The sequence below is a fragment of the Mesorhizobium sp. M0051 genome, assembly GCF_040323235.1.
Classification (GTDB): Bacteria; Pseudomonadota; Alphaproteobacteria; order Rhizobiales; family Rhizobiaceae; genus Mesorhizobium.
Map to the genome: position 1 here is coordinate 130801 of NZ_JAMYUT010000008.1, position 12299 is coordinate 143099.

At 63.6% G+C, this 12299-nt stretch carries 16 protein-coding genes; 12 read left to right on the forward strand and 4 right to left on the reverse strand.

The annotated features are described in order from the left end of the window. Positions 1-34: 34 nt before the first annotated feature. The gene (locus NKJ90_RS10795; RefSeq protein ID WP_023761065.1) at positions 35-229 is read right to left on the reverse strand and encodes a hypothetical protein; all 195 of its coding nucleotides are present in this window, start codon (positions 227-229) and stop codon (positions 35-37) included. 289 nt (positions 230-518) lie between these two features. Here NKJ90_RS10795 and NKJ90_RS10800 point away from each other — a divergent pair, with 289 nt between their 5' ends. After that, on the forward strand, positions 519-1082 hold the full coding sequence (locus NKJ90_RS10800) for a cytochrome b (RefSeq protein WP_023761064.1): 564 nt from the start codon (positions 519-521) through the stop codon (positions 1080-1082). A gap of 268 nt (positions 1083-1350) precedes the next feature. Here the strand turns inward: NKJ90_RS10800 and NKJ90_RS10805 are convergent, their stop codons facing one another. Then, positions 1351-2292, reverse strand: coding sequence for an ornithine cyclodeaminase family protein (locus NKJ90_RS10805; protein ID WP_023761063.1), 942 nt, complete (start codon positions 2290-2292; stop codon positions 1351-1353). Between the two features lie 181 nt (positions 2293-2473). On the opposite strand from NKJ90_RS10805, the gene NKJ90_RS10810 reads away from it, so the two are divergent. The 4 genes from NKJ90_RS10810 to add all read left to right on the forward strand — a co-directional run bounded on the left by NKJ90_RS10810 (position 2474) and on the right by add (position 5987). Next, positions 2474-2941: an Lrp/AsnC ligand binding domain-containing protein gene (locus NKJ90_RS10810; RefSeq protein WP_023761062.1), complete on the forward strand. Its 468-nt coding sequence runs from the start codon at positions 2474-2476 to the stop codon at positions 2939-2941. 126 nt (positions 2942-3067) lie between these two features. Beyond that, on the forward strand, positions 3068-3772 hold the full coding sequence (locus NKJ90_RS10815; protein WP_023761061.1) for an SDR family oxidoreductase: 705 nt from the start codon (positions 3068-3070) through the stop codon (positions 3770-3772). A gap of 46 nt (positions 3773-3818) precedes the next feature. Further along, entirely contained in the window at positions 3819-4877 is a 1059-nt protein-coding gene (locus NKJ90_RS10820) for a Gfo/Idh/MocA family protein (protein WP_023761060.1), read from the forward strand. A 117-nt stretch (positions 4878-4994) separates the two neighbouring features. Continuing rightward, positions 4995-5987 carry an adenosine deaminase gene (gene add, locus NKJ90_RS10825; RefSeq protein ID WP_352486095.1) on the forward strand — a complete coding sequence of 331 codons (993 nt, stop codon included), beginning with the start codon at positions 4995-4997 and terminating at the stop codon, positions 5985-5987. 76 nt (positions 5988-6063) lie between these two features. On the opposite strand, the gene NKJ90_RS10830 is transcribed toward add, so the two are convergent. Beyond that, the gene (locus NKJ90_RS10830) at positions 6064-6660 is read right to left on the reverse strand and encodes a DUF922 domain-containing Zn-dependent protease (protein WP_023761058.1); all 597 of its coding nucleotides are present in this window, start codon (positions 6658-6660) and stop codon (positions 6064-6066) included. An 81-nt stretch (positions 6661-6741) separates the two neighbouring features. Here NKJ90_RS10830 and NKJ90_RS10835 point away from each other — a divergent pair, with 81 nt between their 5' ends. Then, positions 6742-7260, forward strand: a complete 519-nt coding sequence (locus NKJ90_RS10835; protein ID WP_245266799.1) for a hypothetical protein — start codon at positions 6742-6744, stop codon at positions 7258-7260. Positions 7261-7491: 231 nt separating this feature from the next. Continuing rightward, positions 7492-8691 carry an aminotransferase-like domain-containing protein gene (locus NKJ90_RS10840; RefSeq protein WP_031260710.1) on the forward strand — a complete coding sequence of 400 codons (1200 nt, stop codon included), beginning with the start codon at positions 7492-7494 and terminating at the stop codon, positions 8689-8691. A gap of 27 nt (positions 8692-8718) precedes the next feature. Here the strand turns inward: NKJ90_RS10840 and NKJ90_RS10845 are convergent, their stop codons facing one another. Then, positions 8719-8997, reverse strand: a complete 279-nt coding sequence (locus NKJ90_RS10845; protein ID WP_023761055.1) for a hypothetical protein — start codon at positions 8995-8997, stop codon at positions 8719-8721. Positions 8998-9313: 316 nt separating this feature from the next. Between NKJ90_RS10845 and NKJ90_RS10850 the strand changes: the two genes are divergently transcribed. The 5 genes from NKJ90_RS10850 to NKJ90_RS10870 all read left to right on the forward strand — a co-directional run bounded on the left by NKJ90_RS10850 (position 9314) and on the right by NKJ90_RS10870 (position 12244). Beyond that, complete coding sequence (locus tag NKJ90_RS10850) at positions 9314-9742, forward strand: VOC family protein (RefSeq protein ID WP_023761054.1); 429 nt, start codon at positions 9314-9316, stop codon at positions 9740-9742. Between the two features lie 8 nt (positions 9743-9750). Next, positions 9751-9909 (forward strand): hypothetical protein, encoded by a 159-nt coding sequence (locus tag NKJ90_RS10855; RefSeq protein WP_023761053.1) that lies wholly within the window; start codon positions 9751-9753, stop codon positions 9907-9909. 135 nt (positions 9910-10044) lie between these two features. Further along, positions 10045-10662 carry a C39 family peptidase gene (locus tag NKJ90_RS10860; RefSeq protein ID WP_031260709.1) on the forward strand — a complete coding sequence of 206 codons (618 nt, stop codon included), beginning with the start codon at positions 10045-10047 and terminating at the stop codon, positions 10660-10662. 24 nt (positions 10663-10686) lie between these two features. After that, positions 10687-11760, forward strand: a complete 1074-nt coding sequence (locus tag NKJ90_RS10865) for a D-alanine--D-alanine ligase family protein (RefSeq protein ID WP_023761051.1) — start codon at positions 10687-10689, stop codon at positions 11758-11760. A 124-nt stretch (positions 11761-11884) separates the two neighbouring features. Further along, complete coding sequence (locus NKJ90_RS10870) at positions 11885-12244, forward strand: SPW repeat protein (RefSeq protein ID WP_023761050.1); 360 nt, start codon at positions 11885-11887, stop codon at positions 12242-12244. Positions 12245-12299 lie beyond the last annotated feature (55 nt).

The following is a 12299-nucleotide window of genomic DNA, read 5'->3' on the forward strand; positions in this document are numbered from 1 at the left end:
GGTGAGCCCGGCCTCACCTGAAACGCGACACATCTCAGCCGGTGTGCCGCGCCGTCGATCGCGGAAACTCCAGCACGCCAGCCTCGGGTCGCCTGTGCTGTGCTTCCGCCACCGCTTCGATCAACAGATCCAGGGCGTCACAGGCAGCGCGGCTCGTCTCGTCATTGCCTTGCAGATAGTGATAGGCACGTTCGAGGTGGATGCGGGCGGCTGAAAAATCGCTGGTCAATGGTTCCCTCCATGATCCCGCCCTAATGTCCATCTTGCCGGGCCTGGCGGAACGGAGGGTAAATATCCACAGGCGGCTTTTATTCAAATGCCGGCGAAAGTTGCAGAGGAGAGTGTGCTACCGGAGACGCTGCCAATCTCCTCCCTTGTAGGCGAGATACCCGGCAGGGCAGACGGGCGGCACGGAAAACATCGGCAAATCCATCAAACGCACTTGAGGAACAAGCGAAACGAAGGCACGTTCAGGGACGGGTGCGGGAGGACGTGTCCATGTGTTTCGGAGCTCTCGCATGTCGCTGTTCGGTACGACAGTCCGCTACGGAGGCCTCGCCCAGGCATTGCACTGGCTGACGGCTCTGCTCGTGCTCATCGCCTTCCTGGTCTCGGCAGGTGGTCCGCCGGAGCGGGTCTATTCAGCGGCGAGGGCCTCGACGCTCCTGCTGCACGAGTCGCTTGGCTTCGCCGTTTTCTGGCTGCTGGTCATTCGCCTGATCTGGCGACCGTTCGATCGCATTCCCGAGCCCCCGCCGATGCCCGCCTGGATGGAGGTCGCTTCGAAGGCAACGCATTGGGCGCTGTACGCGCTGCTGTTGGCGGTTCCGGCGACCGCGATGCTCGGCGCCTGGTTCGGCGGTCACCCGGTGACGGTCTACGGCTTGGGAGCGATCGGCCCGTTTCCCGGAAGTTGGGGCGCTTCGCTGGCGGAAATCCATGGTACGCTTGGCGACATCATCCTTTGGCTCGCCGGCCTGCACGCCGCTGCGGCGATCTTCCATCATTTCTTCCTTCGCGACCGCGTGCTGAGCCAGATGGTGCCCGGCCTGTCCGATCCGGCGCGGCAAGTGCGGCCTTGATGCTTACCCCAGAATGATGCGGATCGCCTTGTCGACCACGGGATGCTGCCCTGGTGGCCGTGGAAGGCGCGGTCGGCGTAGGCGCTCTGGAACATGCCGGCGCCCGTCTCGCGCATGCGGGTGCCGGGGAAACTTGCCGGCACGCGGTGCTCGAACATCATCTCGGCGAAGAAGGGCGGCGAAGAGCTTCTTTCTCCCCGTTCTACGGGGAGAAATGTCTGGCAGGGCAATGAGGGGCGGCGCTGGCTTCAACAATCAAGCGGCTCCACTACAGCGCAACAACCCGCCCCATTCCCCGCCGAACCGCCTCGCGATAGGCGAGGTCGGCCGCAACCATGTCCTCCATGGCGACGCCCATGGCCTTGTAGACGGTGACCTGGTCGGCGCTGACCCGCCCCGGCCGCAGCCCGAGCAGCATTTCACCGAGCTCGGTTCCGGTTTGCGGATCGAGGCCAGCGAGTTCGCAAGAGCCGACCGGCGTCGGGGCAAAGGCCTCCCTGGTCTCGACGAACAGGCTGGCCCTGCCGATAAGCTCGACCGGCAGTTCGCCCCCGGGCGGGGCAACGCCTACCGACGAGATATGCGTGCCGGGCCGTACCCAGTCGGCTGAGATCACCGGTTCGTAGGAATGCGTTGCCAGGCAGACGACATCGGACGAGCGCACCGCAGCCTCGACATCGTTGATGGCGACGACGCCGGGATGCTGGGCGGCGAGCGCCTGCGCATCCGAAAACTCCTTCGAGACGACGCGGATCTCGGTGAAGTCGCGCGCCAGTGGCAGAAGATGCAAGTGCTGGCCGGCCTGTACTCCGGCGCCGACCACCGTTGCGACCCTGGCGTCGCGGCGGGCGAGTTCGCGCACCGAGAGCACGGCCGATCCGGAGGTGCGCACGGCGGTGATATAAGTGCCGTCCATGACACAGACCGGCATGCCGGTATCCGGATCGAACAGATGGATGGTGGCGAGGTGGCTGGGGATGCCTCTGGCGATGTTGCCCTCGAAGACGTTGACGATCTTCACCGTCAGATGCATGCCCGCCGTCCAGGCTGGCATGGCCAGCGAATAGCCGGCCTGCGGAATATCGAGCTGCGGCCGCGCCGGACTGACGACCTTGCCGCCAGACAGCGCCTTGAAGCCGCCGGCGAGCGCGTCGAGAAGCTGGCGCAGGTCGATGCAGGTTTTCACCTCGGCCTCGCTCAGGATGAGCACGGGCGTGTCGCCTTTAGTCTGGGCGCTGCAGGAGGTTGATACCGCTGATGTCATGGGATCCGCTTTCGTTGTCTGTTGCACGACAACGGTATTGCGATCCGGGAGCGTGATGAAATATGCTGTTTTCGCAATTTTGGCGTGACTATCACGCTTCTTCTGGCTCAAAGGCGTGAATCCCGAAATGGAAGACCTCGACCGTATCGACCGCGCGCTGCTGCGTTTGCTGCAGGAGGATGGCCGCCGCACGACGCTCGATCTGGCGCGGCGGGTCGGCCTGTCGCCGACCGGGGCGGCGCAGCGTGTCAAGCGGCTGTTCGCCGAAGGGTTCATCCGCGCAGTGCGGGCCGTTCTCGACCCGGCCCGGATCGGACGGGCACAGCTCGTCTTCATCGAGGTGCGGCTCGACCACACGGCGCCGCATGTCTTCGACCGCTTCGCGGAGGCTGTTCTGCGGGCGCCCGAGATCATCGAGTGCCATATGGTCGTCGGCGGTTTCGACTATCTGGTCAAGGCGCGCATCGCCGACATGGCAGTGTTCCAGGATTTCCTGCAGCGGGTAATCCTGCCGCTGCCCGGTGTCCGGGAAACGCACACCTATGCCTCGATTGCCAATGTGAAGCCCGACGCCTTGCTGCCTGTCGATCCCTGAAGTCGCAGCGAGCTCGCGTTTTTCTGCATATTGGTTCAGCCTTTCTGGTTCGAACTGCCTGATGAAACCGGCTATACACCGCGAACTGCCAAGCTTCGCGCCCGCCAATCCTGAGAGGAAAATCCAATGAGTGTAGAGAAAGTTGCCGTGGTCGTGGCCGGCGGCAGCGGCATGGGTGCAGCGGCGGCGAAGCGGCTGGCTACGGACGGTTTCAAGATCGCCATCCTGTCCTCCTCGGGCAAGGGCGAGGCGCTTGCCAAGGAGCTTGGTGGGCTCGGCGTCACCGGCTCCAACCAGTCGAACGACGATCTGCAGCGCCTGGTCGACCTGACGCTGGACCGCTATGGCCGCATCGACGTGCTGGTCAACAGCGGCGGCCACGGACCGCGTGCGCCGATCCTCGAGATCACGGACGAGCAGTGGCACACCGGCATGGACGTCTATCTCCTGAACGTCATCCGGCCGGTGCGCATCGTGGCGCCGCAGATGGTCAAGCAGAAGGGCGGCGCCATCATCAACATCTCGACGGCCTGGGTGGTCGAGCCGAGCCCGATGTTCCCGACTTCCGCCGTGTTCCGCGCCGGTCTTGCCGCCTACACCAAGATCTTCGCCAACACCTACGCCGCGGACAATGTGCGCATGAACAACGTGCTGCCCGGCTGGATCGACAGCCTGCCGGCCACCGAGGAGCGTCGTGACAGCGTGCCGATGCAGCGCTATGGAACTTCCGAAGAGATCGCCGCGACCATCGCCTTCCTGGCGTCCGAAGGCGCCGGCTACATCACCGGCCAGAACATCCGGGTCGACGGCGGTATCATCCGCGCTATTTGAGGGCGTCGATCGGACGGGGGATTCCGATATCTCCAAGGAGCAATAAATGCGGCTTTTGATACTCGGCACCGGCTGGATGGCGCAGGAACATGCGCGCCGCTTCAGCGCTATCGAGGGCGTCGACATCGTCGGCGCCGTCGATGTCGATCCTGCGCGCGTCGGCGAATTCGCCGACAGTTTCAACATTCCAAACCGCTTCACCTCGCTTGAGGCGGCGCTGGCATGGGGTGAGTTCGACGCGGTGGCCAACGTCACGCCGGACCGCATCCATCACCCGACCACCATGGCGCTGATCGCCGCCGGAAAGCCGGTGCTGTGCGAAAAGCCGCTGGCTGACAACTTCGGCAGGGCCACCGAGATGGCCGAGGCCGCCAAGGCGGCCGGCATCATCAACATGGTGAACCTGACCTATCGCAATGTCGCGGCGCTGCAGAAGGCCCGCCAGATGGTGCAGGCGGGCGAAATCGGCACGGTCAGGCATGTCGAGGCGTCCTATCTGCAAAGCTGGCTGGTGTCGAAATTCTGGGGCGACTGGCGCACCGATCCGAAATGGCTCTGGCGCCTGTCGCGCGGCCACGGCTCGAATGGCGTACTCGGCGATGTCGGCATCCACATCCTGGATTTCGCCAGCTATGGCGCGGCGCTCGACATCGACCATGTCTTCTGCCGGCTGCGTAGCTTCGACAAGGCACCTGGCAACCGCATCGGCGACTACGGGCTCGACGCCAATGACAGCTTCGCCATGACGCTGGATTTTTCCAACGGTGCCTTCGGCGTGGTGCATGCCAGCCGCTGGGCGACCGGCCATCTCAACGAGCTCCGCCTGCGCATCTATGGCGAGAGAGGCGGCATCGAGGTGGTGCACAATCTCGATGGCTCTTCACTCAAGCTCTGCGCCGGCGACAATATCGACAACGCCAAATGGGTAGAGCTCGACGCCGGCACGGTGCCGACCAATTACCAGCGTTTCGCCGATGCGGTGCGAACCGGCGTACAGGCCGAACCATCATTCCACCATGCGGCCGAATTGCAGAAGGTGCTGGATCTGGCTGTCATCTCGGACGAGAAGCGTGCGGAGCTGAGGGCGAGCGCGGATACGCGGTAGGCTTGCTCCGAGAAGCGCCGTCAATCCGGCGCGCCGCGCGCAATTCTTTCAATCATTTCTTGAAATGGGGACCGGCCGTTTCATGATCTGATGACGCTTGAAATAGGGGAGGCGTCATTGACCGACTATATCGGGCTGCCGAAAGCCGAAGTGCACATCCACGTCGAGGGCTGCTTCGAGGCCGATGATGTAATCAGGAATTGCGAGGAAGCCGGCATTCCGCTGCGCGCGCCGCGCGACAGGCTCTTCGAAGCCCATGATCTCAGGAGCTTCCTCGAAATGCTCGACTGGTTGTGCGGGACGTTCCGGACGCGCGAGCAACTCGCCACCACGGCCTACAAGTTTGCACAGCGCATGGGTCGAAGCGGCGTGCGTTATGCAGACGTCATCGTCAACCCTACGCACTGGCCGCATTGGCATAGGAATATCCCCGGTATGATCGATGCATTCGACGCGGGTTTCTCGGCCGCAGAACAGGACGGGCACCCGCCGGTCGGACTGTGCGTAAGCCTGCTTCGTACCCAGTCGGCGGCGGAAGCGATCGAACTCGTCGAATTGTTGAGCGAAATCAGGCACAAGCGCGTCGTCGCCTTGTCGATCGACGGGAACGAGGCGGCTGCCGGGCGCACCGGGCCGCGCTTCGCCGAAGCGTTTCGCCGTGCTGGCGCGGCGGGCCTGCGGCGCACCGTTCATGCGGGCGAGTCGAGCGGCCCGGAAGGTGTTCGCGACGCGATCGAACTGCTGGGCGCCGACCGCATCGACCACGGCGTGCGGGCGATCGAGGACCCCGGGCTTGTCGACTTGCTGGCACGGAGGCAGATTCCCTTAGGCGTCTGTCCGATCTCCAACGTGGCGCTCGGCGTGTATCCCTCACTTGCCGAACATCCGCTCGACGCTCTGCGCAAGGCCGGCGTCCTTGTGTCGATCAACACCGATGATCCGACACTGCTCGATACCACCCTCGAAGCATCCTATGCCGCCTGCGCCGAGGCCTTCGCCTGGGACGATGAAACCATCCGCCAGCTCGCCAAAACGTCGGTGCACGCGAGCTACGCCGACGCTTCGCTGAAGGCGCAGATCCTGGCCGATCTGGCGGCTTGGCGGAGCTAGCTAGGCCAGGGATTCAATCCGCAGGCACTCCTGCTGGTCGGCGTCAGTCAGGATGCCGAGCAAGGCGACGATGTCGTCAGCCGCCATTCAGCAGCGCGAGGATAAGCTTTTGCAAATTGCCGCCCTGGCCGAGTTCGACGCGGTCGAAATCGCGGCTCGCCTGCCGCTGCGCCTGTGACAGGTCGGACAGGCGCTTGGTCATTTCGGTGCGGATCTTGCTGCATTTGGGATCGTCGGCAATACTGAGTCCCACGGTCGCCACCTCGATCTTGCGCACCATGTCGACGATCTCGGCGCCATGCACCTTCTCGTGCGCGCTGACGCCGGCGATGAACACCTCCCAGTTCTTCTGGATCGCCGACGGCAGCGGCGCCGAGGGGCTTGGCAAGGTGTAGGTGATGATGAGTTTCGGCCGCGCTGTGGCCAGCACGCAGGCGCCGGCCCGTGCTTGATAATCCCGGGTCCAGGTCAGCTTGAAATTGGTGTGGGCGATGGCGCGGGTGATGCCGAGCTTGGGGCCGTTTTCGCCGATCGAGCGATAGAGCTCCGGCCCGGACTGGCCTGATATGGCGTATGTCTCGACTTTCTCGACCGGCTTCCAATCGGCATGGGCGGCGAGCGGCAAGGCTACAAGCGCGGTGATCGACAGACCCAGACGGACAAAAACTCTCAACACCGCTCTCCGCGAGAAGCAAAACCGGTCGCCGCGACAGGCAATGCCACCGGACGAGCTTTTCCTATAGGATGCCGACAGGTGCGGCTGCAAATGCCGGAGGGGAAAGTCATGAGATATCTCATCATTGCCGTTGCGATTGCGGTCTTGCAGGCCGCGCAGCCGGGGTTTGCCGCGTCGTGCAGTGGCTGGGCTGCCAGGATGGAGGAGGACGAGGGCGGCAGCGTGCTGACCGCCTCGGTCTGTGGCGGGCCGAAAGGCGATGCGCATCTGATGCTAACCTGTTTCGAAACGCCGGTGCTGAGCTATGATCTGGGCGACACCGGTCAGCAGTTGGAGCCAGGCATCAGCGGTTCATTCGAGTTCAAGACCGACGGCAAGGCGGTGACGAAAACGCTGCAGCTGGAGGCCATGTACAACTACTTTGTGGCGGACCTGGCTCGGGCCGACCCGTTGCTGGACCTGATGCGCGGGAAAGGCGATGTGTCGGTCAGTGCCGCCAAATATGGCGAGAGCAGTTTTGCGCTGAAGGGCTCGAGCGCCGCCATTGCCAAGGTGCTGGCGCAGTGCGGCAAGGCCAAGCCCGCGGACGGGGATTGAGGGGCTCCACAGTTCGATGTCGGCGGGACAGAGGGGGGTGCGCAGGAATGAGGCGGTTCTCGTTGGCTCACCGGGCTTGCTGTAGCATCACCTCACCCAGTCCGTCGCCCCGGCGGTGACTGGCGTATAGCGGAAGGCTTTCAGGCTCTATTCAAATCGCCCGATAAAGCAGATATAGGTCAGCTAGGTTGACCTAAATAGAATTGTCGCGGGAGGCGTGACTTGACCCTTATGAACCTGTTGGCTTCGCGCTCGTCGCGCATGAAAGCGTCCGAAATCCGCGAACTCCTGAAGCTGCTCGACCAGCCCGACATCATCTCGTTTGCCGGCGGCATTCCCGATCCGGCGCTGTTTCCGGCCGAAGCGATCCGCGATGCCTATGCCGATGTGCTTGGCGGCGCGGAGGCGGGGACGGCGCTGCAGTACCAGGTCTCGGAAGGCTATCTGCCGTTGCGGCGCTGGCTGGCCGGGCAGATGGGCAAGCTCGGTGTTGCCTGCGATGAGGCCAACATCTTCATCACCTCCGGCTCGCAGCAGGCGCTGGACTATCTCGGCAAACTGTTCCTGTCGCCGGGCGATACCGCGCTGGTGACCTGGCCGACCTATCTCGGCGCGCTGCAGGCGTTCAACGCCTATGAGCCGCGCTACGACCGGCTGACCCCGGCCGGCGGCAACATGACGCCCGATGCCTATCGAGCGGCGGCTGCCCCGAATGGGGGCAAGGTCAAGTTCGCCTACCTGGTGCCGGATTTCGCCAACCCGACCGGCAACTCGCTGGACCGAAGGCAGCGCGAAGCGGTGCTCGACCTTGCCGGCGAACTCGACATCGCCGTCATCGAGGATGCCGCCTATCGCGCACTGCGCTATGACGGCGAAGGCGTGCCGCCGATCCTGGCGCTCGACTGCGCCCGATCCGGCGGCATCGACAAGGCGCGCACGCTCTATTGCGGCTCGTTCTCGAAGATCCTGTCGCCGGGCATGCGCGTCGGCTGGGTGTGCGCGCCGCGCCATATCGTCGAGAAGCTGGTGCTGATAAAGCAGGCCTCCGATCTGCACAGCCCATCGATCAACCAGGTGGTGATGCACCGCGTCGCCGAGACGGCGTTCGACGCTCAGGTCGAAAAACTCATCGGCGCCTATCGCGAGCGCCGCGATGGCCTCCTCGCGGCACTGGAAGCCCACATGCCCGACGGCGTGAGCTGGAACCGCCCGGAAGGCGGCATGTTCGTCTGGGTGACGCTGCCGGAAGGGTCCGACGCCACCGCGCTGCTGGCGCGGGCGGTGAAAGAGGCGCGCGTCGCCTTCGTGCCTGGCAGTGCCTTTCATGCCGACGGCACCGGGCGCAACACGCTGCGGCTGTCGTTCACGCTCGCCGACCGGCGCGCGGTGACCGAGGGCGTCCCGCGGCTGGCGGCCATCCTGAAGGAATAGGCTTCCGCGCCGGATCTCGCGTGGCTCCTATGCCGGCACATTGACCAGGTGCTTGAGCTTCGAAAGCCTGGTGCCGGCCAGCTCGCGGACCGGTTTTTCAAAGCCTTCCTCGCCGGTCTCGACGACGAAGACCAGCGTCATGAAATCCAGTATGAATTCGTCGATCGCGGTATCGATCTCGTCCGTCCTGCCCTTGAACCGACGCAGCAAAGCGTTTGCTTCTCCGACATCGTCGGCACCAGCCCTGTCGACGAGCGCTTCGAGCCGTTGAAAACCATCCAATTCCAGTTCCTCCAGCCGCGCCACAAAACCTGGCTCCGGACAAAAGGTTCCAGGCTGAACCGATTTTAACCGCCTGACGCATCGTCCGGCTCGTGATGATAACTCGCTGGCGACCTTTTTTCGTCCCGGTGGAACTTCTGTTGCAAAATGGAGTTCTCATCATTGTCTGACCCCCGCAGACACCTGAAAGCTTCTATATCGGCTTTCCAAAGGCCCGTCGGATTCCCCTCCCGGCGGGCTCTTTGTTTGAAGGATGGGTCGGGACGATCGGCCGGATTTGCATCCGCGTTGACGCGGCGCCGTCCGAACCTAGATTCGTGCCCTGCGAGGAGGAATTTGCATGGAAACCCAGGAATTGCATCGCGGCCGGCTCATCGACCATATCCAACTGGTGGTCAGGGATCTCCCAGCCAGCCGGCGTTTCTACGAAGCTGTCCTGCAGGTGCTCGACATCCCGATCGGTGGTGTTGGCGACGGTTATTTCTGGGCCGACGAGTTGTTCATCTCGAGCGCCGACAGCCCGGCGGCGTTGGGCAAACTCACCGGCCGCCATCATCTTGCCTTCCAGGCAAAGGATCATGCCATGGTCGAGGCCTTCTACAAGGCCGGGCTCGCCGGCGGCGGCAAGGACAATGGCGCGCCGGGTGAGCGGCCCTATCATCCCGGCTATTACGCCGCCTTCCTGCTTGACCCGGACGGCAACAACATCGAGGCCGTCCACCACGGCCCGCACACGCGCAGTGCCGCTTCGGTGAAGATAACCTTCTAGCTAAAAGCGTGCTGATATTCAGCCGGTCCTACGGCGCTTCGGTTTCTCACCCGATTGGTGCTGGGCCGGCGGCCAAGGACGGCGACATGCAGATGACTTACACCGCCGAACCGGACGAAAAATCGAAATACGCCTGGCTGGTTTTCGGCTGGGCGAAGACCGAGTAAGCGGCGCCGCTCACTACCTCTGCACGTTTTGACGGGTCGCTTGCGTTCGCTTCGCCCGGGGATGACGACGTTGGAGCTATTCATCCATCTCGTATCCTCGTAGACGACATGGGCCGAACCGCCCGGGGAGACCGCATGAGTCCACTGCCTGAAACCGTGCCGTTTTTCAGCCAGTGGGAAACGCCCGACATGACCCTGGACGTACTCGCTGAGGGCGCCGAAATCGCGCTTAGGCGCGATCCCCTGTGGCAGGGGTCGGGAGCGGAAACGCTTGACGAATACGCGGTCTGGGCCGCCAATATCTGCGGCATGGCCTGCCTGAAGATGATCCTGGCAAGCCGCGGCGAGATCATGCCGACGATCGAGCTTGCCAGGCGGTGCACCGGATATGGCGGCTATGTCGTCACCGAGAGGTCGATCAAGGGGCTGATCTACGCGCCCTTCGTCAGCTTCGTGCAGGAGGTCTTCGGCCTGCGGGCCGAAGTGATGACCAATGTCGCGACAGCGGAAATGCCGGCAATTCTCGATCGGTCTCGCTTCTTCATCGCGTCGGTCAGCAGTTGGATCCGCTGGCCGGAGCGCGAGCCGCCGTCGAAGGGCGGCCATCTGGTGCTGGTCACGGCGGCTTCCGCCAAGGGTTTCCGCTTCCACAATCCGTCCGGCCATACCAGCGCCACACAGGCAAACGCAGTGTTGGCGCCAGCCGAGTTCGACCGCTTTTTCGCCAATCGCGACATTTCAGTCGAAATTTGATCGTTTGAGAATTGAGGAACGTCCATGACCGCTAAGACAAGGGTTGCCATCCTCTATGGCGGGCGTTCGGCCGAGCATGACGTATCGCGCCTGTCGGCGGCCAATGTGCTGAAGGCGATCGACCGGATGCGCTACGACATCGTGCCGATCGCCATTTCCCGCAGCGGCAGTTGGCTGCTGCAACAGTTGGCTGCCGGCGACGGGGCAGGGGCGCCGGCATCCGAGGACGGCATCGAGGTCGCCCTGCTGCCCGGCGGCAAGGGCAGGCTGGTCGCGGTGTCGCGTGATGGAATCCAATCTGACCTGGCCCCGGTCGACGTTGTGTTCCCCGTACTGCACGGGCCATTCGGCGAGGACGGCTCGGTACAGGGTTATTCCGAAGTCGCCGATGTCGCCTATGTCGGCTGCGGCATCCTCGCCTCGGCCGCGGCCATGGACAAGGATGTCGCCAAGCGGCTGATGCGCGAGGCGGGACTGGCCGTTGCCCGCTCGCTGACCTTGCGGCGGGGTGAGCACGTGACCTTCGAGGATGTCTCGGCGAAGCTCGGCCTGCCGGTGTTCGTCAAGCCGGCGCGCCAGGGCTCGTCCTTCGGGGTCAGCAAAGCGATCGACAGCTCCGGCTTCACCACGGCCGTCGAGGCGGCTTTCCGGCATGACAGCAAGGTTTTGGTGGAGGAGTTCGTCGAAGGCCGCGAGATCGAGTTCTCGGTGCTGGAGCGGGCCGACGGCACGCTGACGGTGTCGCTGCCCGGCGAGATCATTCCTGCCGGCAAGCATGGCTTCTACACCTATGAAGCCAAATATCTCGATGCCGACGGCGCGGTGGTCAAGGTGCCCACCGATGTCCCGGCCGCGGTCGCCGAAAGAGCGAGGGAGATGGCGCGACAGGCCTTTCAGGCGCTCGGCTGCGAGGCGATGGCGCGCGTCGACTTCTTCCTGCGCGCGGACGGCAGCCTGCTGGTCAACGAGGTCAACACCATTCCAGGCTTCACCGACATCTCCATGTATGCCAAGGCGCTGGCGGCATCAGGCATCGGCTACAGCCAGACCATCGACGTGCTGATCGAGCACGCACTGGCAAGGCATGCGGCGCGATGATCCGTTCGGGAGTGGATTGGCGCCGGGCCTTGAAGGCCGTGTGAAGCGTAGTTACATCAATAACTAAGCGTGCATTTGCACGCGAATTTTACGCTTTGGTCAAGCTTCATCTGTGGAGGTTGTCATGGCTATTACGCTCATGGAAGGAAAGAAGGGCCAGGACTGGCTCAATCTGGTCCTTGCCATCTGCCTGTTCATCTCACCTTGGATAATCGGCTTCGCTGCTGCGACCGCTCCCGCATGGAACGCCTGGATTGTTGGCGTCGTGCTGGGCGTCATGGCGTTGGCGGCGCTTGCCGCGTTCGCCGAGTGGGAGGAATGGGTTAGTGTCGTTCTCGGGGTCTGGCTGATCGTTTCGCCCTGGCTGCTCGGCTTCATGGCGAACAGCCACGCGATGGCCACCCACGTCGTTCTCGGCGTGCTGGTGGTTGCCGTATCAGGTTGGGCCGTCTGGGACTTCCGTCATCCGCACGCGCATGCGTGACCGGTAAAGGGTGGGGGTCCGGCGCGCGAGCGGCGGGCTCCTCCGGATTTGAAAA

Bases quoted from the DNA above. Each gene is read 5' to 3' on its own strand.
- NKJ90_RS10870 (WP_023761050.1), top strand. From the start codon at position 11,885: ATGGCTATTACGCTCATGGAAGGAAAGAAGGGCCAGGACTGGCTCAAT.
- NKJ90_RS10840 (WP_031260710.1), top strand. From the start codon at position 7,492: ATGAACCTGTTGGCTTCGCGCTCGTCGCGCATGAAAGCGTCCGAAATC.
- NKJ90_RS10810 (WP_023761062.1), top strand. From the start codon at position 2,474: ATGGAAGACCTCGACCGTATCGACCGCGCGCTGCTGCGTTTGCTGCAG.
- NKJ90_RS10865 (WP_023761051.1), top strand. From the start codon at position 10,687: ATGACCGCTAAGACAAGGGTTGCCATCCTCTATGGCGGGCGTTCGGCC.
- NKJ90_RS10815 (WP_023761061.1), top strand. From the start codon at position 3,068: ATGAGTGTAGAGAAAGTTGCCGTGGTCGTGGCCGGCGGCAGCGGCATG.
- NKJ90_RS10850 (WP_023761054.1), top strand. From the start codon at position 9,314: ATGGAAACCCAGGAATTGCATCGCGGCCGGCTCATCGACCATATCCAA.
- NKJ90_RS10860 (WP_031260709.1), top strand. From the start codon at position 10,045: ATGAGTCCACTGCCTGAAACCGTGCCGTTTTTCAGCCAGTGGGAAACG.
- NKJ90_RS10800 (WP_023761064.1), top strand. From the start codon at position 519: ATGTCGCTGTTCGGTACGACAGTCCGCTACGGAGGCCTCGCCCAGGCA.
- NKJ90_RS10820 (WP_023761060.1), top strand. From the start codon at position 3,819: ATGCGGCTTTTGATACTCGGCACCGGCTGGATGGCGCAGGAACATGCG.